Source organism: Amycolatopsis sp. NPDC051371, assembly GCF_040682155.1.
In the GTDB taxonomy this organism is placed as follows: Bacteria; Actinomycetota; Actinomycetes; order Mycobacteriales; family Pseudonocardiaceae; genus Amycolatopsis.
This window is the reverse complement of record NZ_JBFBAG010000039.1, coordinates 1-19,313: the sequence shown is the minus strand read 5'-3', so window position 1 is coordinate 19,313 and position 19,313 is coordinate 1. Positions and strand designations below refer to the sequence as shown.

Genomic DNA, 19,313 nt, shown 5'->3' with positions numbered 1-19,313 from the left:
TTTCCGTTCAGTGCGGCGCACGAGCCGCGATGCCGTCCAGCACGCAGCCCAAACCGAACTCGAAGACCTCCTCCGCGCTCCGGTCCTCCCCTTCGATCACCCGGCGCGAGAACTGCGGGTACTCGCCGCTCTCGATGACTTCGCGGATGTACGGGCCGACGCTCGCCTGCCACTGCTCCTTCGTCAGCCCCGACCGGCGCTGGGCCTGCAGTTCGGCCAGCTCCTGCGTGACCGTGCCGAAGACGTACGCCAGCACCGCGTCCACCGCCCCCGCCACGAACGTGATGTCGCCGGTCAGCGGGGCCGCCGCCGCGAGGGCGGCTTCGTGGCGGCGCAGCGAGTTCGTCCCCAGCGCCGGACGGCCGGGGATTTCGCCGCTCAGCCACGGGTGCCGCAGCAACGTCGCGCGGACCTGGTGGGCGACGCTCGCCAGGTCGGCGCGCCAATCGCCGGTGAGCTCGGTGTCCTCGGCGCTCTTGACCTCGTCGATCATCAGGTCCAGCAGGTCGTCGCGGCTCGCGACGTAGCGGTAGAGCGACGCCGTGCCCGAGCCGAGGTCGGCCGCGACCCGGCGCATCGAAAGCGCGGGCAGCCCTTCGGTGTCGGCGATCGTGATCGCCGTCCGCACGATCTGCTCGACGCTCGGGGCCTGACGCCGCGGACTGCGCCGCTCCTTCGCCCAGACCAGCGCCGGCTCGTCCGCCATCGTCGTCCTCCCGGGGTTCGTTGCGAACAGCGTACCTGATTGGCTACGGTGTATCCGTAGTGAGAACGCCGTAGCCATAACTGGGGGAACCATGACTCGCGTGCTCATCGCCGGCGGCGGCACCGTCGGCCTGTCCACCGCTCTCTTCCTCGCCCACCACGGCGTGGACGCGCTCGTCGTCGAACGCGCCGACGGCCCGTCCGCGCACCCGCGCGCCACCGGTCTCAGCTTCCGCACGCTGGAGTTCTTCCGCCAGGCGGGGATCGCCGACGACGTCGAGGCGGTCGCCGTCCGGCGCACCGCCACCCTCGGCAAGATCTATGCCCCCACCCTGGCGACGGCGGACTTGCCGGACACGCCGCCCGCCGTGCCGAACAGCCCGAACGTCGCCGCGTCCCGGCACAGCCCGAGCGTGCTGCGCGGCACCTGCCCGCAGGACCGGCTCGACTCGGTGCTCCTCACCGCGGCCCGCGAACGCGGTGCGACGGTCGCGTACTCGACGACGCTCGTCTCGTTCGAGCAGGACAGCACCGGCGTCACCGCGGTCCTCGACGGCCCGGCCGGGCGGCGGACCGAACGCGCCGACTACCTCGTCGCGGCCGACGGCGGCCGCAGCGAGGTGCGCGCCGCGCTCGGCATCGGCACGACGGGCCCGGGCGCGCTCGGGCAGCCCCTGCTCAACATCCTGTTCCGCGCCGACCTGACGCCGTACACGAAGGGCCACCACTTCGCGAACTGCACGATCACGACGCCCGAGTCGCCCGGGATGCTGGTGACCGTCGACGCCGAGAAGGACTGGATCTTCCACACCGAGCTCGGCGACGAGCCGGTGGACGCCTTCCCGTCCTCGCGCTGCGCCGCGCTGATCCGGGCTGCCGTCGGCGTTCCGGACCTGGCCGTGGAGGTGCTGAGCGTGCTGCCGTGGCGGGTGCGCGGGCTGCTGGCCGACCGGTTCCGCGCCGGACGCGTGTTCCTCGCCGGCGACGCGGCGCACGCGGTGCCGCCGCTCGGGGCGTTCGGCGCGAACACCGGCATCGCCGACGCGCACAACCTGGCGTGGAAGCTGGCCGCGGTCCTCGACGGCTCCGCGGGTCCGGCGCTGCTGGACACCTACGAAGCCGAACGCCGTCCGGTGGCGGCGCTGGCGCTCGACCAGGCGCTGCGGCGCCTCGATGACCCCCGCCTGCACTGGGAGCAGGGCCCGGCGGCCGCGGCGGCCCGCGCGGCCGCCGGCGTCGTCAACGCCCCGGTCGTCCACCTCGGCTACCGCTACGACTCGGCGGCGGTGCTCGGCGCGCGGCCGGAGCTGCCGTCCACCGAGGACGTCGTGCTGGACGGGGCGCCCGGGTCGCGGCTCCCCCACGCCTGGCTTTCGGACGACTTGTCCACTTTGGATCTCGTCGGCCGCCGGCTGACCCTGTTCACCGGTCCCGGTGGCGATCACCGACCGGCGGGTGACTTCGACGTCCACGTCGTCGAAGACGAAGAATGGCTGCGCGCCACGGGCATCGCGGACGGCGGCGCGGTGCTGGTGCGCCCGGACCACTTCATCGCCTGGCGAGGGCGACCGGACGAGCTCGGCGGGGCGGTGGACCGCATCCTCGCCCGCTGATCGAGGCCATTGTCCGCCGGTCGTCGCGGGAGGAAGCTGAACGCATGACGACCGCCGACGAGTTCCGGGCGCTGCACGAGCGGCCCGAGCCCTTCCTGCTGCCGAACCCGTGGGACGCCGGGACGGCCCGGCTGCTGGCCGGGCTCGGCTTCGAGGCGCTGGCCACGACGAGCCTCGGCGTGGCCAACGTCGTGGGCCGGACCCGCGCGACCCGGGCGGAGATCCTGGCCAACGTCCGGGAAATCGCCGAGGCGACGCCCCTGCCGGTCAACGCGGACCTCGAGAACGGCTTCGCCGACGAGCCGGCCGAAGCCGCGAAGATGATCGACGCGGCCGCCGACGCGGGCGCTGCAGGCGTGTCGATCGAGGACCAGTCGAGCGACCCGGACAGCCCGATCTACGACTTCGGCTTGGCGGTCGACCGAGTCCGCGCGGCCGTGGAGACCGCGCGCGCCCGATCGGTGGTCCTCACGGCCCGCACCGAGAACCAGCTCTGGGGCGTGAACGACTTCGCCGACACGATCAAGCGCCTGCAAGCCTTCGGGGAAGCGGGCGCCGACGTGCTCTACGCGCCGGGCCTGCGGACGCTCGACGAGATGCGCGCGGTGGTGTCCTCGGTGAGCAAGCCGGTCAACGTGGTGATGGGGTTCGCGGACCCGTCGATCACCCTCGAACAGCTGGCCGGGATCGGCGTCCGGCGCGTCAGCATCGGGGCGGCGTTGTCCCGGCTGGCGTTGAAGTCCTTCATGGAGGGCGCCCGGGAAATGCGCGCGGGCCGGTTCGGTTTTGTCGGCGACCTGCCGCCGATTTCCGAGCTGCAGCAGGCGTTCCGCTGACCCGGGTGGCGCCCACCCGGGTCAGCGGAGGCCGTCAGCTACAGCCGGACGTCGCGCCGCAGCCTTCGCAGGCGTAGCACGAGCCGGCCGGGCGCATCTTCGTTCCGCACGTCATGCACAGCGGGGCGTCCGCCGCCTTGCCGAGACGCAGCTCCATCAGCTCCGTCGTCGTCTGGGCTTCGCGGTGCGGGTGCTGCGGCTCCTCCGCGTGCGGCTCCGGCGAGGAGTCCACTGTGGAGCTCAACGCTTCGAGGTCGACGCTGGGGCCTCCGTAGGTGGCTTCCACCTCCGCCGAGCGCTCGTCCGCCGACAGGATGCCCAGCTGCGAACGCTTCTCGTACGGCAGGTAGTCCAGCGCCAGGCGGCGGAACAGGTAGTCCATCACGCTCGTCGCGATGCGGATGTCCGGGTCGTCGGTCATGCCCGCCGGCTCGAAGCGCAGGTTGGAGAACTTCGAGACATAGAACTCGAGCGGGATGCCGTGCTGCAGGCCCACCGAGATCGACATCGAGAACGCGTCCATCACGCCGGCCAGCGTCGAGCCCTGCTTGCCCAGCTTGACGAAGATCTCGCCGAGGCCGTCGTCCGGGTACGAACCCGCCGTCAGGTAGCCCTCCGCGCCGCCGACGGTGAACGACACCGTCTGGCTCGGGCGCTTCTTCGGCAGGCGCTTGCGCACCGGCCGGTACTCGACGACCTTCTCCGGCTCGGCGGCCGCCTTTTCCTTCTTGCCCGTGGACAGCGGCTGGCCGACCTTGCAGTTGTCGCGGTAGATCGCGAGCGCCTTGAGACCGAGCTTCCAGCCCTGGAAGTAGATCTCCTCGACCTCTTCGACCGTCGCCGACTCCGGCATGTTGACCGTCTTCGAGATCGCGCCGGAGAGGAACGGCTGCACCGCGGCCATCATCCGGACGTGACCCATCGGCGCGATCGAGCGCTCGCCGACCGCGCAGTCGAACACCTCGTAGTGCTCGGGACGCAGCCCCGGCGCGTCGACGACGTGGCCGTTCTGCGCCACGAACTCGACGATCGCCTCGACCTGCTCGGTCTGGTAGCCCAGCGCCTCCAGCGCGCGCGGCACCGTCTGGTTGACGATCTGCATCGAGCCGCCGCCGACGAGCTTCTTGAACTTCACCAGTGAGAAGTCCGGCTCGATGCCGGTGGTGTCGCAGTCCATCATGAAGCCGATGGTGCCGGTGGGCGCGAGCACCGACGCCTGCGCGTTGCGCCAGCCGTGCTTCGCGCCGATGTCGAGGCCCCGCTTCCACTCCTCCGTCGCCAGCGCGCGGACCGCGGCGTCGTTGGCGTGGTAGGTGCGGACGAGCTCGTTCGCCGCCGCGTGCTTGCGCATCACGCGCTGGTGCGATTCGGTGTTGCGGGCGTAGCCCTCGTACGCGCCGACCGCCTGGGCCAGCTCGGCCGAGCGCCGGTACGAAACCCCGGTCATCAGCGACGTGATCGCCGCGGCGAGCGCGCGGCCGCCGTCGGAGTCGTACGCGTGGCCCAGCGCCATCAGCAGCGCGCCGAGGTTGGCGTACCCGATGCCGAGCTGGCGGAACTTCCGCGTGGTGTCGGCGATCGGCTCGGTCGGGAAGTCCGCGAAGCAGATCGAGACGTCCATCGCCGTGATGACGAACTCGACGGCGCGCGCGAACAGCGGCGCGTCGAACGTGCCCTCGGGCGTGACGAACTTGAGCAGGTTCAGCGAGGCGAGGTTGCAGCTCGAGTTGTCGAGGTGCATGTACTCGCTGCACGGGTTCGACGCGGTGATCCGGCCGGACTCCGGGCAGGTGTGCCAGTCGTTGATCGTGCCGTCGTACTGGATGCCGGGGTCGGCGCACTCCCACGCGGCCTGGGCCACGCTGCGGAACAGCTTCTTGGCGTCGGTGCGGTCGATGACCTCGCCGGTGAGCCGGGCGCGCAGGCCGAAGTCGGTGCCGTTCTCGACCGCCTGCATGAACTCGTCGGACACGCGGACCGAGTTGTTCGCGTTCTGGTACTGCACCGAGGAGATGTCCGCGCCGGAGAGGTCCATGTCGAACCCGGCGTCGCGGAGGACCTTGATCTTCTCCTCTTCGCGCGCCTTCGTCTGGACGAACTCCTCGATGTCCGGGTGGTCGATGTCGAGCACGACCATCTTCGCCGCGCGCCGGGTGGCGCCGCCTGACTTGATGGTGCCGGCGGACGCATCGGCGCCGCGCATGAACGAAACCGGGCCGGACGCGGTGCCGCCGGAGGTCAGCAGTTCCTTCGAGGAGCGGATGCGGGAGAGGTTCAGGCCGGCGCCGGAGCCGCCCTTGAAGATCAGGCCCTCCTCGCGGTACCAGTTGAGGATCGACTCCATGGTGTCGTCGACGGCGAGGATGAAACACGCGCTGACCTGCTGTTTTGACGCCGTGCCGACGTTGAACCAGACCGGGGAGTTGAAGCTGAAGACCTGGTGCAGCAGCATCCAGGTGAGCTCGTGCTCGAAGATTTCGAGGTCCTGCTGCGTGGCGAAGTAGCCGTGGTCGCGCGCGCCCTTGACGTAGGACTTCACGACGCGGTCGATGAGCTGCTTGAGGCTGCGCTCGCGCTGCGGGCTGCCGACGGCGCCGCGGAAGTACTTGCTCGCGACGATGTTGGTCGCGTTGACCGACCAGGACGACGGGAACTCCACGCCGCGCTGCTCGAAGTTGACCGAGCCGTCGCGCCAGTTCGTCATCACGACGTCGCGCTGTTCCCAGGTCACCTGGTCGTACGGGTGCTTCCCCTCGGTGGTGAAGACGCGCTTCACACTCAGGCCGCCGGCCGCCTTGCTCTTCTTGCCGGCGGCCGCGCCGGTCCCGGTTCCCACGGTTTCGGTCATCGGTCGAACCCTCACTCCCGCAGCGGGACGGTCAATCGCCGTCTTCGCGCTGATCGCTCTCCTCCGGGGCAGCAGAACCCGCCATGGCCTCACGAAGATCGGCTATCTCCTTCTCGAAGTCCTCGACCGAGGAGAAGGAGCGATAGACACTGGCGAACCGGAGGTAGGCGACCCCGTCGAGCTCACGCAGCGGGCCCAGGATGGCCAGGCCGACCTCGTGACTCGGGATCTCCGCCAAGCCGGCGGAGCGGATCGACTCCTCCACGCGCTGCGCGAGCTGCTGCAGCGCGTCGTCGTCGACGGGCCTGCCCTGGCAGGCACGGCGGACGCCGCTCACCACCTTGTCCCGGCTGAACTGTTCGGTGACCCCGGACCGCTTGACGACGGCGAGCACCATCGTCTCCGACGTCGTGAACCGCCGTCCGCAGGACGCGCACGAGCGCCGCCTGCGGATCGCCTGGCCTTCATCCACCTCTCGGGAGTCGACGACCCGGGAGTCCGCATGCCGGCAGAACGGGCACCTCATCCGCCGATCACCTTCCCCTCATCGCCGGCCGCCCCGGTCGACGTCCCCGCGGCCACCATGCACCCCTGCACCTGGTGATCGTTTTGTGGACATCCGGTGGGTAAGAGCCGAGCAGCTGTGGACAACTGCTGCCCAGTCTACCCCAACCTGTGGACCAACTACAGCGGTGTAACTACTACATATAGCGGGCGAGCGTAGAACTCGGAGGGAGTGGGCGCAAGCGACGCGGCCGCAGCCGAACCCGCCCGGGTGAGGTCCGGCCGGCCGTCTTGCGAACGCGGGGTCGTGCTTCGTCCGGGACCGGACCGCCACGACGCGAAGGCCGGGGCGGCATCACCCTGGTGGAGCAGTGAGAGCGTCGCCCGGACCCGGTGCCGCGGGCCGGCGGCGCACCACGTCCCGCGCGGTCGGCGGTTTCACCGGAGCGGGTGATTCTCGGCGGCCGGTCGTCCGCGGGGCGGAGTCACGGCGCGGGGACCGTGCCGGCGACCGGGACCGTCAGCGGCAGGCCGGGCACCAGGACCGCCTCGTCCAACCGGTTGAGCTCCTTGATCCGGGCGACGACCGCGCTCGCGTCGCTGTCCGGCGCGAACCGCGCGGCCAGCGAAGAGAGGGTGTCGCCCTGGCCGACCGACACCGTGGCCGTCCGGTCCGGCACCGGCGCGTTCGCGGCGGCGGCGCCACCGAAGAGCCCCAGCCCGGCGACCACGAGACAGCTCGCGACGGCGAGCGCGGCGAGCCACGGCCACCGCACCGGCACCCGGCGGGGCGCCGCGCACGGGGCACCGGCCGGGCGGCGGCCCGCGACGACGCGTGCGCGTGTCGGCGGACGCTGCACCTCGCCGCGGCGCCCGCGCAGGACGCGGACGGGACGGGGTGGCGCCGGGACCGGGGTCGCCGGGCGGGCGTGCCCGCGTTCGGCCAGAATGGACATCCGAACCTCCTCGAAACCCTGGTGTCCGCCCGTTTCCGCGGCCGGTACCGGCCCGTGGATCAAGGTCGAACAAGCGTTCTATCGAACGCCCGTGCGAAGGTCTACCACCTACCACCGACAAAATCGAGCGGACACGGCGTGTCGATCGAACAGATGTTTGAAATCGTCGTGCCCGGGGGCTAACGTCGGTGACCAGGGCATCTGCCGGGCAGATGCCGCCGGCGAGGCTGCCCGCACCCGGCGGGCGGCGGCCGGCGCGCATACGTGCAGCGAACGTCTGGGAGGCGACGCAGTGGCGAAGGAGAACAAGGCGGGCAGGACCAGTGGGTCCCCCGGGGGCACCGGCAAGGTGCACGCCATGCCGGAGGTGTACGACGTGGACGACGCTCTCACCGTCCGCCAGCAGCAGGTCCTCGACGTGATCCGCGGCTGGGTGAGCCGGTTCGGCTACCCGCCGAGCGTCCGGGAGATCGGCGAGGCGGTCGGACTGACGTCGACGTCGTCGGTCTCGCACCAGCTGCGGGCCTTGCAGCGCAAGGGTTACCTGCGGCGGGACGCGAACCGCCCCCGCGCGGTCGGCGTGCTTTCGGCGACCGACGACAACCCCATGGGCATCGAGATGGACCAGCAGCCGGTCATGCCGAAGGCGGCATACGTGCCGCTGGTCGGCCGGATCGCCGCCGGTGGCCCGGTGCTGGCCGAGCAGGCCATCGAGGACGTGTTCCCGCTGCCGCGGGAGATCGTCGGCGAGGGCGAGCTGTTCCTGCTGAAGGTCACGGGCGATTCGATGATCGACGCGGCCATCACCGACGGCGACTGGGTCGTGGTCCGGCAGCAGCCGGACGCCGACAACGGCGAGATCGTCGCGGCGATGATCGACGGCGAGGCGACGGTCAAGACGTTCAAGCGCAAGGGCGGCCACATCTGGCTGATGCCGCACAACGAGGCGTACGACCCGATCCCGGGTGACGACGCCACGGTGCTCGGCAAGGTCGTCGCCGTGCTGCGACGCCTTTGACAGGGGCCTTCCGGGCTATCGCACGGCCCGGAAGGTTCACCGGATCGGATGATCTCGGCCGTGGGGAGCCGAGATCGGCAGCGGAGCCACCGCGGGCGTGATCCCGCCGGCGGGCAGGACGGGAAGCCCGGCCCCGTCCCCCGCCGAGCCGGACGACGTGCTCGTGTCCGCCCCTCCGTGCGATGCGCAGGACGCGCGGCCGCTGCGGCCGCGCCCCGCACCGCGCGGAGGGGTCGGCCGTTCCGCCGGACGGTGACTGCCGCGGGTTGTCTCAGCCGCGGCGACGGCGCAGCCTGGTGAACCCGAACCAGCCGAGTCCCACCACGGCCACCGCGATCCCCGCCGCCGGCAGGACCGGCACTCCCCCGTCGTCGGACGACCCGCCGCCGTTCGCGCTCGAAGCGGGCTTTCCGTCCGTCGAAGCCGAAGCCGACTCAGCTGCCAACGCGGCCGCGCCCTTGATCGCGCGGATCGGCTCGCCGACGCCTTCGCTTCCCGAAAGCAGCGTCCCGTCGGGGTCGAACGCGATCGCCTCGCCCTGCTTCTCCCCCGGCAACGGGATCCGCACCGGCGTTCGCTGCAACGCCGCCGGCACGTCGCCGTCCGGAGCCGCATACACGTAAGCGTCGGTGTAAGTCCGCAGCGCCACGACGGTTCCGTCGGCCGAAGACGCGCCACCCGTGACGAGCACCGAGCCGAACGAGCCCACCGGGCCGCCCTGGGTGTCGGTCTCCGAGATCTTGACCGTGCCGACCTTCTCCAGATTGGTCGGCCCCGGGCTGGCCAGCGGCCCCGACGGCCGGTACACCTTGGCCTCGCCGAGGATGTCCTTGGTGATCAGGTACGGCGTCCCCGCCTTGTCCATGATCAGCGCTTCGGTGTCGTGCTGGCCGTCCGGGTAGGTGAGCCGGTGCAGCGTGAGCTTGCCCTGCGGGCTCATCTCGAGAAGCGCGACCGTCAGACGGCCCTTTTTGTTGTCCCCCGTGTCGGACAGCCACAGCCTCCCGTCGGGCGTGCGGGCCAGGTCCTCGACGTCGAAGGGGTCGGTCTTGTCCGTCATGACCTTCTGGACCTTGCAGTCCCGGCCGAGCACGAACACCTGGACCTTGCTGCCGCCGTCGTTGATCGCGTACAGCTTCGAGCCGTCCGAGACCAGACCGGACAGCTCGCCGATCCGCGAGTCCTTCATGGTGCACAACGGCTCAGGAGCCGGCGCCGCCGACGCCGGGACCGGCCCGCTCAGCAGAGCCAGCAAAACCGCCGCCAAAGCGACCACCGAGCGCACCCAGCCACCTCCGTAGTGTGCGACCTTCCTGGCCGCACACTACGGAGACGTCTCAGGCCCTGGTCGAGTTGGTCTCGTACTCGCGCAAAGCCGCGGCGAGGTCCGGGCGGACCCGCACCAGCAGGCGCGTGCCGTCCTCGACGTGCTCCTCTTCGAGCACCTCGCCCTCCGCGTGGGCCCGCGCGACCAGCTCGCCGCGCGAGTAGGGCACGAGGGCCTCGACCGTGACCTCCGGCCGCGGCAGGCGGTCGGCGATCACCTCGACGAGCTCCGCGATGCCCGCCCCGGTCCGCGCCGAGACCGGCACCGAGCCGGCCAGCGCGTGCCGCAGCCGGGCGAGGCTGACCTCGTCGGACGCGTCGATCTTGTTGATCACCAGCAGCTCCGGCGGGAGCGGCTCCTTGCGCTTGCGCGTGATCTCGCCGAGCACCTCGCGCACGGCGCTGACCTGCTCCTCGGGCGCCGGGTCGGACCCGTCCACCACGTGCACGAGCAGGTCGGCGTCCGCCGCTTCCTCGAGCGTCGAGCGGAACGCGTCCACCAGCTGGTGCGGCAGGTGCCGCACGAACCCGACGGTGTCGGTCAGCGTGTAGGTGCGCCCGTCCGCGGTCTGCGTGCGCCGCGTGGTCGGGTCGAGGGTGGCGAACAGCGCGTCCTCCACCAGCACCCCGGCCCCGGTCAGCGCGTTGAGCAGGCTCGACTTGCCCGCGTTGGTGTAGCCGACGATCGCCACACTGGGCACCTCGTTGGCCAGCCGCCGCCCGCGCTTGGTCTCGCGGATGGTGTCCATGGCGGCGATCTCCCGGCGCAGCTTCGCCACGCGCTTGTTGATCCGCCGCCGGTCGGTCTCGAGCTTGGTCTCACCGGGACCACGCAGGCCCACGCCGCCGTTCGCGCCACCCGCGCGGCCACCGGCCTGCCGGGACAGCGACGCACCCCACCCGCGCAGGCGCGGGATCAGGTACTGCAGCTGGGCCAGCTCGACCTGGGCCTTGCCCTCCTTGGAGCGGGCGTGCTGGGCGAAGATGTCGAGGATCAGGGCGGTCCGGTCGATGACCTTGACCTTGACCTTTTCCTCGAGCTGCCGCAGCTGGCCGGGCGAGAGCTCGCCGTCGCAGATCACGGTGTCGGCGCCGGTGGACCCGACGATTTCGCGTACTTCCCGCACCTTGCCCGAGCCGATGTAGGTGGCCGGGTCCGGCTTGGTCCGCCGTTGGATGAGCCCTTCGAGGACTTCCGAGCCCGCCGTCTCGGCCAGGCGCGCCAGCTCGGCCAGCGACGCCTCGGACTGCAGGGCGGTGCCCTCGGTCCACACGCCGACCAGCACGACGCGTTCGAGCCGCAGTTGCCGGTACTCGACCTCGGTGACGTCGTCGAGCTCGGTGGACAGCCCCGCGACCCGGCGGAGCGACGCCCGGTCCTCGAGCTCCATTTCGCCTGTCGACGGGTCTCCGTCGTACAGGTCGTCGTCGTGGTCTTCGGTGTGTGTCAGATCTGTCATCGTGCCTCCATGTTCCCACGATTCGCCGCGGGAACCGAACTTTTACGTGCTGGGATAGGTGGCGAGGTAGACCGCGGTGCGCGCCGCGCCGGGACGGCGGGGACGCGCGCGGAACTCCTCGAGCAGCGATTCGAGCCGGTTTTCCAGCTCTTCGAGCTCCTCAGGGGCCACCTGGACGACGAGGCGCGTCTGCTGCACGTCCTCGAACCCGGTTTCGGCGATCTCGGCCAGATAGGCCTCGAGCACCGCCTGTTTCACGCCCTGGTCACCGCATGAGTCCAGTGTCCACGAGAGCCCCGTCGAAAGATACGGAATTTCCTTCGCGCCCCGGGCTCCGCGCCGCGGCGGCTGCGCGGCCAGGAAACCGGTTTCGACGAGCTTGCGCACGTGGTGCAGCGTCGTCGCCGGGTCCCGCCCGAGCCGCTCGGCGAGCTCCTTGTTCGTGAGCGCGTCCGAGAAGGTCAACCGGATGATGCGCAGCCGTATTCCGGAGGCCAGGGCGGCGGCCTCGGCTTCGGTCGCGGTACGTCGCTTCTCGTGGGGCACGCGCACAGCCTAGAGCGAACAGTGATTGACACTTTCCAATCACTCGCGCCAGACTCGAGCGCATGTCCAGGGGGTCTCTTTTCCGCCACGCCGACTTCAGACGGCTGTTCGCCGGCGACACGGCCAGCCAGTTCGGCACGTTCGTCGGCAACACCGCCGTTCCGCTGCTGGCCGCGGTGACACTGGCCGCGACGCCGTTCGAGATGGGTCTGCTGGCCGCGGCCGAGACGCTCGCGTTCCTGCTGCTCGGGCTGCCCGCCGGGGTGTGGGTCGACCGGATGAGCCGCCGCCGGGTGATGCTCACGGCTGACTTCACGCGGTTCGCGCTCCTGCTGAGCGTGCCGATCGCCTGGTGGGCGGGGGTGCTGACGCTCGCGCAGCTGCTGGTGGTCGTCCTGCTCGTCGGCATCGCGACGCTGTTCTTCGACATCGCGTACCAGTCGTACCTGCCTTCGCTCGTCGGCCGGGAGCACCTGGTGGAGGGCAACGCGAAGCTGCAGGCCGTCCACTCGACCGCGCAGATCGCCGGGCCGAGCGCGGCCGGCGTGCTGGTCCAGGTCATCAGCGCGGCGAACACCGTGCTCATCACCGGACTCGGCTTCCTGACGTCGGCGCTGTGCCTGTTCCGCATCCGCACGGAGGAACCCGAGCCGGACCGCGGCGCCCACGCCCGGCTGCTCCCGCAGATCGTCGAAGGACTGAAGTTCGTCTTCTCCGACAAGCCGTTGCGCGCGATCGTGGCGTGCACGGCAACGGCGAACTTCTTCGGCGGCGCGCTCGCCGCCGTGCAGGTGCTGTTCCTGACGCGGGTCGCCGGGCTGCCGCCGGCCGCGGTCGGCGTGCTGCTGGCGGCCGGGGGCGCGGGCGGGATCCTCGGCGCGCTCTGCTCCGGGGCGGTCACCCGGCGGCTCGGCCAGTCGCGGGCGATCTGGCTGGTCCCGCTGTTCACCTGGCCCGGCCAGCTCGCCCTCGCCCTCGCCGCGCCGGGCTGGCGCCTGGTGCTCGCCGGGGGCGGCCTGGTCCTCGGCGGGTTCGGCCTGGTCGTCTACAACGTCGCGCAGGTCTCCTACCGGCAGGCGATCTGCCCGGACCGGCTGCTCGGCCGGATGAACGCGAGTGTGCGGTTCGTCGTCTGGGGCACGATTCCGCTCGGCGGCCTGCTGGGCGGTGTTCTCGGCGAGCTGCTCGGGCTGCGCGGCGCGCTGTGGCTGGCGCTCGCCGGCGAGGTGGCCTCGGCGCTGTGGGTGCTGTGCTCGCCGTTGCGGCACATGCGCGATCTGCCGACCGCGGCGAAAAGCGGTTCTCCGGCCGCCTAGAGTTGCTTCATGAGTACCCCATACGAGCGCCCGAAAGTCCCGGACAAGGTCGGTGTCGACGGTCTGGAGGCCAAGTGGGTACCCGTATGGGAATCCACCGGCGCCTACCGCTTCGACCGCACGAAAACCCGCGACGAGGTCTACTCGATCGACACCCCGCCGCCGACGGTCAGCGGGTCGCTGCACATCGGGCACGTGTTCTCCTTCACCCAGACCGACGTCCTCGCGCGGTTCAAGCGGATGCGCGGGCTCGAGGTGTTCTACCCGATGGGCTGGGACGACAACGGCCTGCCGACCGAACGCCGGGTGCAGAACCACTTCGGCGTCCGCTGCGAGCCTTCGCTGCCCTACGACCCGGACTTCCGGCCGCCGGAGAAACCGGGCAAGGACGTCGTGGCGATTTCGCGCCGGAACTTCGTCGAGCTGTGCGAAACGCTGACCGAGACCGACGAGCAGGTCTTCGAACAGCTGTGGCGGCAGCTCGGGCTGTCGGTCGACTGGACGATGACCTACCAGACGATCGGGCACGACTCGCGGCTGATCTCGCAGCGCGCGTTCCTGCGCAACCTCGCCCGCGGCGAGGCGTACCAGGCCGAAGCGCCGACGCTCTGGGACGTCACCTTCCGGACGGCGGTGGCGCAGGCCGAGCTGGAGGACCGCGAACGCCCGGGCGCGTTCCACGACCTCGCGTTCACCGGTCCCGACGGCGCCGACGTCGTGATCGCGACGACCCGGCCGGAGCTGCTGCCCGCGTGCGTCGCGCTGGTCGCGCACCCGGACGACGAGCGCTTCAAGCCGCTGTTCGGGAAGTCCGTGCGGACGCCGGTGTTCGGCGTCGAGGTGCCCGTGGTGGCGCACCACCTGGCGGACCCGGCGAAGGGCCGCGGCATCGCGATGGTGTGCACCTTCGGCGACACCACCGACGTCACGTGGTGGCGCGAGCTGCGCCTGGCGACGCGGGTGGTGCTGGGCCGCGACGGCCGGTTCCTGCCCGACGCGCCGCACGGCGTGCCGGCCGAGGCGTACGCGCCGCTGGTGGGCAAGACCGTCCACACGGGACGCGAGATCATAATCCGCCTGCTGCGCGAAGCCGGTGCCCTGCACGGGGAACCGCGGCCGATCACGCACTCGGTGAAGTTCTACGAAAAGGGCGACAAGCCCTTGGAGATCGTCGCCAGCCGGCAGTGGTACCTGCGCAACGGCGGCAACGACTCGTCCTTCCGCGAGAAGATGCTGGCCCGTGGCGAGGAACTGACCTGGGTGCCGAAGCACATGAAGTTGCGCTATTCGTCGTGGGTCGAGAACCTGGCCGGCGACTGGCTGGTCAGCCGCCAGCGGTTCTTCGGCGTGCCGATCCCGTTGTGGTACCGGCTCGACGCCGCCGGCGAGCCCGACTACGACGCGCGGCTGCTGCCGGACGACTTGCCGGTCGACCCGAGCAGCGACGTCCCGCCCGGCTTCAGCGAAGTACAGCGAGGTGTCCCGGGCGGGTTCGTCGCCGAAGCCGACGTGATGGACACGTGGGCGACGTCGTCGCTCACGCCGCAGATCGTCGGCCGGTGGAGCCTCGACGACGACCTGTTCGAGCGGGTTTTCCCGATGGACCTGCGGCCGCAGGCGCACGAGATCATCCGCACCTGGCTGTTCTCGACGGCGGTGCGCGCGGAGCTGGAGCACGGCGTGCTGCCGTGGCGGGAGGCGTCGATCGCGGGCTGGGTGCTCGACCCGGACCGCAAGAAGATGTCGAAGTCCAAGGGCAACGTGACGACGCCGGTGGACCTGCTGGAGCGCTTCGGCTCGGACGCGGTCCGCTACTGGGCGGCGAGCGCGCGTCCCGGCGTCGACACGGCGGTGGACGAAGGCCAGATGAAGGTCGGCCGCCGCCTGTCGACGAAGCTGCTCAACGCGAGCCGGTTCGTGCTGGGCCTGGGCGTGCCGATGCCGGGCGCGGTCGCCACCGAGCCCCTGGACCAGGCGCTGCTGGCCGAGCTGGCCACCGTGATCGGCAAAGCGACCTCGGCATTGGAAGAACTGGACTACGCGCGAGCCTTGCAGGTGACCGAATCGTTCTTCTGGACCTTCTGCGACGACTACGTCGAGCTGGTCAAGGGCCGGGCCTACGGTGACCGCGGCCTCGACGCGGCCCAGTCCGCGCGGGCCGCGCTCGTCGCGGCGCTGTCGGCGTTGCTGCGGCTGTTCGCGCCATTTCTGCCGTTCGCGACCGAGGAAGTCTGGTCGTGGTGGCGTGCGGGGTCGGTGCACCGGGCTTCGTGGCCGGTTCCGGAGACCGCCGACGGGGATCCGGAGCTGCTGACGCTGGCGGGCGAGGTGATCGCGGCGGTGCGCCGGGCGAAGACGGACGCGAAGGTGTCGATGCGCACGGCGGTGGAGACGCTGACGGTGACCGGGCCGGCCGAGGTGCTGGCGCGGTTCACGGCGATCGAGCCGGACATCCGCCTCGCGGGCGCGATCGCGGACGTCAAGACGCAGGAGGGCGACCTCGCGATCGAAGCGAAGATCGGCTGACGCCGGGGGGCCGCCGTCAGGAACCGGCGGCGGCCCACCAGGCTTCGTCGATCTCGCCGCGCGCCACGATCTCCGCGGGTCCTGACAGCGTCGAATCGCCGCGCGACACCGTCACCTCGACCCGGCCACCCGGAATGTCCACGGTGGACGCTCCTGTGTCCGTGCCCGCCAGGTGCAGCGCCGCCGCCACCGCGGCCACCGTGCCCGTGCCGCACGCCCGGGTCTCCCCCACCCCACGCTCGTGCACGCGCATCCGCAGCGCGCCTTCGCCGAGGCGGTTGACGAACTCCAGGTTGACCCCGTGCGGGAAGACGTCGTGGTCGAAGTCCGGCTGGTCGCGCAGATCGAGGTCCGCGACGTCCTCGTCGGTCAGCGACACCAGGTGCGGGTTGCCGACGTTCACCGCCACGCCCGAAAACGGCCGGCCGGCCACCACCGTCACCGACGTCCCGGTGATCGTCGCCGGCCCCATCCGGACGGTCACCGAGCGGTCCGGGTGCACCACCACCGGGCGGTCGCCGGCGCGGGTGCCGATGACGAACTCGCCCTCGGTCTCCAGGCCCGATTCGACGAGGTAGCGGGCGAAGACGCGCACGCCGTTGCCGCACATCTCGGCGATCGACCCGTCGGCGTTGCGGTAGTCCATGAACCACTCGCCCTCGGACGGGACTTCGAGCGCGGCGGCGCGGACGACGCGCAGCACGCCGTCGGCGCCGAGGCCGCGGTGGCGGTCGCACAGCGCGGCGACCCTCGCCTCGTTCAGGTCGAGGCGGCCCGCCGGGTCGGGGAGCAGCACGAAGTCGTTCTGCGTGCCGTGCCCCTTGAGGAAGTCGATTCCGCCCATAGGGGCAAGATTACCGCCCCAGGGTATCCAGGACGCGTGCGGCCAGCCCGGTCTCCGCGCCGTCGTACCAGTGGATCCGCTTGTCGCGCCGGAACCAGGACCGTTGCTTCCGGACGAAGCGCCGCGTGGCCTGCGCCGTCGCCGCGGCGGCCGCTTCGAAGTCGCCTTCGCCGTCCAGCTCGGCGAGCACCTGCTGGTAGCCCAGGGCCCGTGACGCCGTCTTCCCTTCGCGCAGACCCCGCTCCAGGAGCGCGCGGACTTCGTCGACCAGTCCGGCGGCGAACATCCGCCGGACGCGCTCGTTCACGCGCTCGTCGAGCTCCTCGGGCGTGCGGTCGACGCCGACCACGACCGTGTCGTAGCGGGCCGGCCCGGGCTTGGGCAGGTTCGCCGAGAACGGCTCGCCGGTGATCTCGATGACCTCGAGGGCGCGCACGATCCGGCGGGTGTTGGTCGGCAGGATCGCGGCCGCGGCGGCCGGATCGCGTTCACTCAACCGGGTGTAGAGAGCGGGCGTGCCGGCTTCGGCGGCCTCGGCTTCCAGCCGCGCGCGCACGCCCGGGTCGGTCCCCGGGAACCGCAGGTCGTCGAGCACGGCCTGGACGTAGAGCCCGGATCCGCCGGTCAGCACGGGAATCCGGCCGGCGGCCAGGAGCCGCTCGATCTCGGCGCGCGCGTCGCGCTGGTAGGCCGCGACGGACGCCGTCTCGGTCACGTCCAGGACGTCGAGGAGGTGGTGCGGGACGCCGCGGCGCTCGGCCTCCGTGGCCTTGGCAGTGCCGATGTCCATCCCCCGGTAGAGCTGCAGCGCGTCGGCGTTGACGACCTCGCCGCCCAGCTCCAGGGCCAGCTCCACGGCCAGCGCGGTCTTGCCGGTGGCCGTCGGCCCGACCACCGCCACGGGACGGGTTCCGGGCGGCGCGGCGGGGCTGGTCACGGCGGCTGACGATACCGGCGGGCCGCCACGGAGCGTCCACCGGAAGTAGGATCACGAGCTTCGAGTGGCCCATCCGGTACCACGGTGCGCGCTGAGCTGCTTGAATGCCGCGTGGGGCCGTAGCATCCGAGCACGGCCCGTGACGACCGCACTACCCGGCCCCGCTTCCGCGGCGGGGCGCCCGCACCAGCGGGCGTACAGGCGATAAGGAGCCTGCGATGGCCCAGGAGAACACTTCCACCGGTACCCCGGCCCCGCACCCGGTGCCGCACGCGCTGCACGCCGGGCACGCCGCCCCGCCCGTGCCGCTCGCCGAGTCCACCCCGTCCACCTGGGGCCGCATCGACGAAGAGGGCACCGTCTACGTCATCACCGCCGAGGGTGAGCGAGCGGTCGGCGTCTGGCAGGCAGGCAGCCCCGACGAGGGCCTGGTGCACTACGCCCGCCGCTTCGACGACGTGCGCACCGAGGTCGAGCTGCTGGAGACCCGGCTGGTCTCCGGGGCCGGCGACCCGAAGCACGCACTGTCGAGCGCCACGCAGATCCGGGACGGGCTCGCCGAGGCCGCCGTGGTCGGCGACCTGGCCGCGCTCGCCGCCCGGCTGGAGTACGTCATCGGGCACGCCGAGAAGGCGCTGGCCAGCGCGAAGCAGGAGCGCGAGGTGGCCCGCGCGGCCGCCGTCGCCCGCAAGCAGGAGCTGGCCGAAGAAGCCGAGAAGATCGCCGCCGACTCCACCCAGTGGAAGGCGGCGGGCGACCGGCTGCGCGCGATCCTCGACGAGTGGAAGACGGTCAAGGGCGTCGACCGGAAGACCGACGACGAGCTGTGGAAGCGGTTCTCCAAGGCCCGCGAAGGGTTCAACCGGCGGCGCGGGTCGCACTTCGCCGAGCTCGACAAGCAGCGCGCCTCGGCCAAGCAGCGCAAGGAAGAGCTCATCGCCGAGGCCGAGGCCATCAGCGAGTCCGAGGACTGGGGCGACACCGCCGGTCGTTACAAGGACCTGATGACCGAGTGGAAGGCCGCCGGCCGCGCGCCCAAGGACAGCGACGAGGCACTGTGGCAGCGGTTCCGCGCGGCGCAGGACAAGTTCTTCGCCCGCCGGTCCGCGCTGTTCTCCGAGCGCGACGCGGAGTTCACGCAGAACGCGTCCCGCAAGGAAGAGCTGCTGGTCGAGGCCGAGAAGATCGACGCGGCCGCGAACCTGGAAGCCGCGAAGAACGCGCTGCGCAAGATCCAGGAGCAGTGGGACGAGATCGGCAAGGTCCCGCGCGAGCGCATCCGCGAGCTCGACGGCCGGCTGAAGGCCGTCCAGGACACGGTGAAGTCGGCCGAGGACAGCCGCTGGCGCCGCACGGACCCGGAGGCGCAGGCCCGGGCCGCGCAGTTCCGCGAGCGCGTCGCGCAGTTCGAGTCCCAGGCCGAGAAGGCCCGCGCGGCGGGCGACGAGCGTCGCGCCAAGAAGGCCGACGAGCAGGCCGCGCAGTGGCGCGAGTGGCTGCAGGCCGCGGAAGCCGCGGTCGCCGACCGCTGAGGTTCCTTCGAGCTGGCTTGTCCACAACGCCTTCGTGATGTGGACAAGCCGGCCGCTCGGCGCCGTGTCCGGCGGTTCCGTCGGTGGGCGCCGATACGCTGGAAGCGGGGCCGCCCCCCAGGGAGGGCGGGGGCTGCCTGGGGCCGGCCGGCAAAGGCGGGTCGCCAGGTCGGATCGGTCGTTGCTCGGGCGTCGGCGTGTCTTGAATGAGTCATTCAGGACCGCCGAAGACCTGAATGACTCATTCAAGACTGGGCTTGCCCCGGTTTGGCAGACAGGGTTGATGAGTGGGGTCAGGCTACCTGAGCTGAGATAGCCGGCTGGCTGGTTGTTTCGTAGGCAGTGG

The 19,313-nt window shown here is 71.3% G+C and carries 15 protein-coding genes; 6 read left to right on the top strand and 9 right to left on the bottom strand.

What is annotated here, in order from left to right; all coding sequences use genetic code 11:
* Positions 1-7: 7 nt before the first annotated feature.
* Entirely contained in the window at positions 8-706 is a 699-nt protein-coding gene (locus AB0M59_RS37525; protein ID WP_364624938.1) for a TetR/AcrR family transcriptional regulator C-terminal domain-containing protein, read from the bottom strand.
* A 91-nt stretch (positions 707-797) separates the two neighbouring features.
* On the opposite strand from AB0M59_RS37525, the gene AB0M59_RS37520 reads away from it, so the two are divergent.
* Complete coding sequence (locus AB0M59_RS37520; RefSeq protein WP_364624936.1) at positions 798-2,318, top strand: FAD-dependent oxidoreductase; 1,521 nt, start codon at positions 798-800, stop codon at positions 2,316-2,318.
* Between the two features lie 44 nt (positions 2,319-2,362).
* On the top strand, positions 2,363-3,154 hold the full coding sequence (locus AB0M59_RS37515) for an isocitrate lyase/phosphoenolpyruvate mutase family protein (RefSeq protein WP_364624934.1): 792 nt from the start codon (positions 2,363-2,365) through the stop codon (positions 3,152-3,154).
* A 34-nt stretch (positions 3,155-3,188) separates the two neighbouring features.
* On the opposite strand, the gene AB0M59_RS37510 is transcribed toward AB0M59_RS37515, so the two are convergent.
* The 3 genes from AB0M59_RS37510 to AB0M59_RS37500 all read right to left on the bottom strand — a co-directional run bounded on the left by AB0M59_RS37510 (position 3,189) and on the right by AB0M59_RS37500 (position 7,462).
* On the bottom strand, positions 3,189-6,002 hold the full coding sequence (locus AB0M59_RS37510; RefSeq protein ID WP_364624932.1) for a vitamin B12-dependent ribonucleotide reductase: 2,814 nt from the start codon (positions 6,000-6,002) through the stop codon (positions 3,189-3,191).
* A gap of 31 nt (positions 6,003-6,033) precedes the next feature.
* A complete protein-coding gene (gene nrdR, locus AB0M59_RS37505) occupies positions 6,034-6,528 on the bottom strand; it encodes a transcriptional regulator NrdR (protein WP_086676168.1) in 495 nt (164 codons plus the stop codon).
* 463 nt (positions 6,529-6,991) lie between these two features.
* Positions 6,992-7,462, bottom strand: a complete 471-nt coding sequence (locus AB0M59_RS37500; RefSeq protein ID WP_364624930.1) for a LysM peptidoglycan-binding domain-containing protein — start codon at positions 7,460-7,462, stop codon at positions 6,992-6,994.
* Positions 7,463-7,820: 358 nt separating this feature from the next.
* On the opposite strand from AB0M59_RS37500, the gene lexA reads away from it, so the two are divergent.
* Complete coding sequence (lexA, locus tag AB0M59_RS37495) at positions 7,821-8,480, top strand: transcriptional repressor LexA (RefSeq protein ID WP_364624928.1); 660 nt, start codon at positions 7,821-7,823, stop codon at positions 8,478-8,480.
* Positions 8,481-8,751: 271 nt separating this feature from the next.
* Here the strand turns inward: lexA and AB0M59_RS37490 are convergent, their stop codons facing one another.
* Genes AB0M59_RS37490 through AB0M59_RS37480 form a run of 3 tightly spaced genes read right to left on the bottom strand, consistent with a single transcriptional unit; the run spans position 8,752 to position 11,812 of the window.
* Positions 8,752-9,765 carry a hypothetical protein gene (locus tag AB0M59_RS37490; RefSeq protein ID WP_364624926.1) on the bottom strand — a complete coding sequence of 338 codons (1,014 nt, stop codon included), beginning with the start codon at positions 9,763-9,765 and terminating at the stop codon, positions 8,752-8,754.
* A gap of 52 nt (positions 9,766-9,817) precedes the next feature.
* Positions 9,818-11,266, bottom strand: a complete 1,449-nt coding sequence (gene hflX, locus AB0M59_RS37485) for a GTPase HflX (RefSeq protein WP_364624924.1) — start codon at positions 11,264-11,266, stop codon at positions 9,818-9,820.
* Positions 11,267-11,308: 42 nt separating this feature from the next.
* The gene (locus tag AB0M59_RS37480) at positions 11,309-11,812 is read right to left on the bottom strand and encodes a winged helix-turn-helix domain-containing protein (protein ID WP_364624923.1); all 504 of its coding nucleotides are present in this window, start codon (positions 11,810-11,812) and stop codon (positions 11,309-11,311) included.
* Positions 11,813-11,874: 62 nt separating this feature from the next.
* Between AB0M59_RS37480 and AB0M59_RS37475 the strand changes: the two genes are divergently transcribed.
* Positions 11,875-13,128: an MFS transporter gene (locus AB0M59_RS37475; RefSeq protein ID WP_364624921.1), complete on the top strand. Its 1,254-nt coding sequence runs from the start codon at positions 11,875-11,877 to the stop codon at positions 13,126-13,128.
* A gap of 9 nt (positions 13,129-13,137) precedes the next feature.
* Complete coding sequence (gene valS / locus AB0M59_RS37470; RefSeq protein ID WP_364624919.1) at positions 13,138-15,654, top strand: valine--tRNA ligase; 2,517 nt, start codon at positions 13,138-13,140, stop codon at positions 15,652-15,654.
* 16 nt (positions 15,655-15,670) lie between these two features.
* Here valS and dapF read toward each other — a convergent pair whose 3' ends face one another.
* Both dapF and miaA read right to left on the bottom strand, forming a co-directional pair.
* Positions 15,671-16,498, bottom strand: coding sequence for a diaminopimelate epimerase (gene dapF, locus AB0M59_RS37465; protein ID WP_364624917.1), 828 nt, complete (start codon positions 16,496-16,498; stop codon positions 15,671-15,673).
* 10 nt (positions 16,499-16,508) lie between these two features.
* Positions 16,509-17,435, bottom strand: a complete 927-nt coding sequence (miaA, locus tag AB0M59_RS37460) for a tRNA (adenosine(37)-N6)-dimethylallyltransferase MiaA (RefSeq protein WP_364624915.1) — start codon at positions 17,433-17,435, stop codon at positions 16,509-16,511.
* A 218-nt stretch (positions 17,436-17,653) separates the two neighbouring features.
* Between miaA and AB0M59_RS37455 the strand changes: the two genes are divergently transcribed.
* Positions 17,654-18,967, top strand: coding sequence for a DUF349 domain-containing protein (locus AB0M59_RS37455; protein ID WP_364624913.1), 1,314 nt, complete (start codon positions 17,654-17,656; stop codon positions 18,965-18,967).
* Positions 18,968-19,313: the final 346 nt, after the last annotated feature.

Excerpts from the sequence above, each read along its gene's own strand:
- AB0M59_RS37525 (WP_364624938.1), bottom strand. The coding sequence starts at position 706 with ATGGCGGACGAGCCGGCGCTGGTCTGGGCGAAGGAGCGGCGCAGTCCG.
- AB0M59_RS37520 (WP_364624936.1), top strand. The coding sequence starts at position 798 with ATGACTCGCGTGCTCATCGCCGGCGGCGGCACCGTCGGCCTGTCCACC.
- AB0M59_RS37515 (WP_364624934.1), top strand. The coding sequence starts at position 2,363 with ATGACGACCGCCGACGAGTTCCGGGCGCTGCACGAGCGGCCCGAGCCC.
- AB0M59_RS37510 (WP_364624932.1), bottom strand. The coding sequence starts at position 6,002 with ATGACCGAAACCGTGGGAACCGGGACCGGCGCGGCCGCCGGCAAGAAG.
- nrdR (WP_086676168.1), bottom strand. The coding sequence starts at position 6,528 with ATGAGGTGCCCGTTCTGCCGGCATGCGGACTCCCGGGTCGTCGACTCC.
- AB0M59_RS37500 (WP_364624930.1), bottom strand. The coding sequence starts at position 7,462 with ATGTCCATTCTGGCCGAACGCGGGCACGCCCGCCCGGCGACCCCGGTC.
- lexA (WP_364624928.1), top strand. The coding sequence starts at position 7,821 with ATGCCGGAGGTGTACGACGTGGACGACGCTCTCACCGTCCGCCAGCAG.
- hflX (WP_364624924.1), bottom strand. The coding sequence starts at position 11,266 with ATGACAGATCTGACACACACCGAAGACCACGACGACGACCTGTACGAC.
- AB0M59_RS37475 (WP_364624921.1), top strand. The coding sequence starts at position 11,875 with ATGTCCAGGGGGTCTCTTTTCCGCCACGCCGACTTCAGACGGCTGTTC.
- valS (WP_364624919.1), top strand. The coding sequence starts at position 13,138 with ATGAGTACCCCATACGAGCGCCCGAAAGTCCCGGACAAGGTCGGTGTC.
- dapF (WP_364624917.1), bottom strand. The coding sequence starts at position 16,498 with ATGGGCGGAATCGACTTCCTCAAGGGGCACGGCACGCAGAACGACTTC.
- AB0M59_RS37455 (WP_364624913.1), top strand. The coding sequence starts at position 17,654 with ATGGCCCAGGAGAACACTTCCACCGGTACCCCGGCCCCGCACCCGGTG.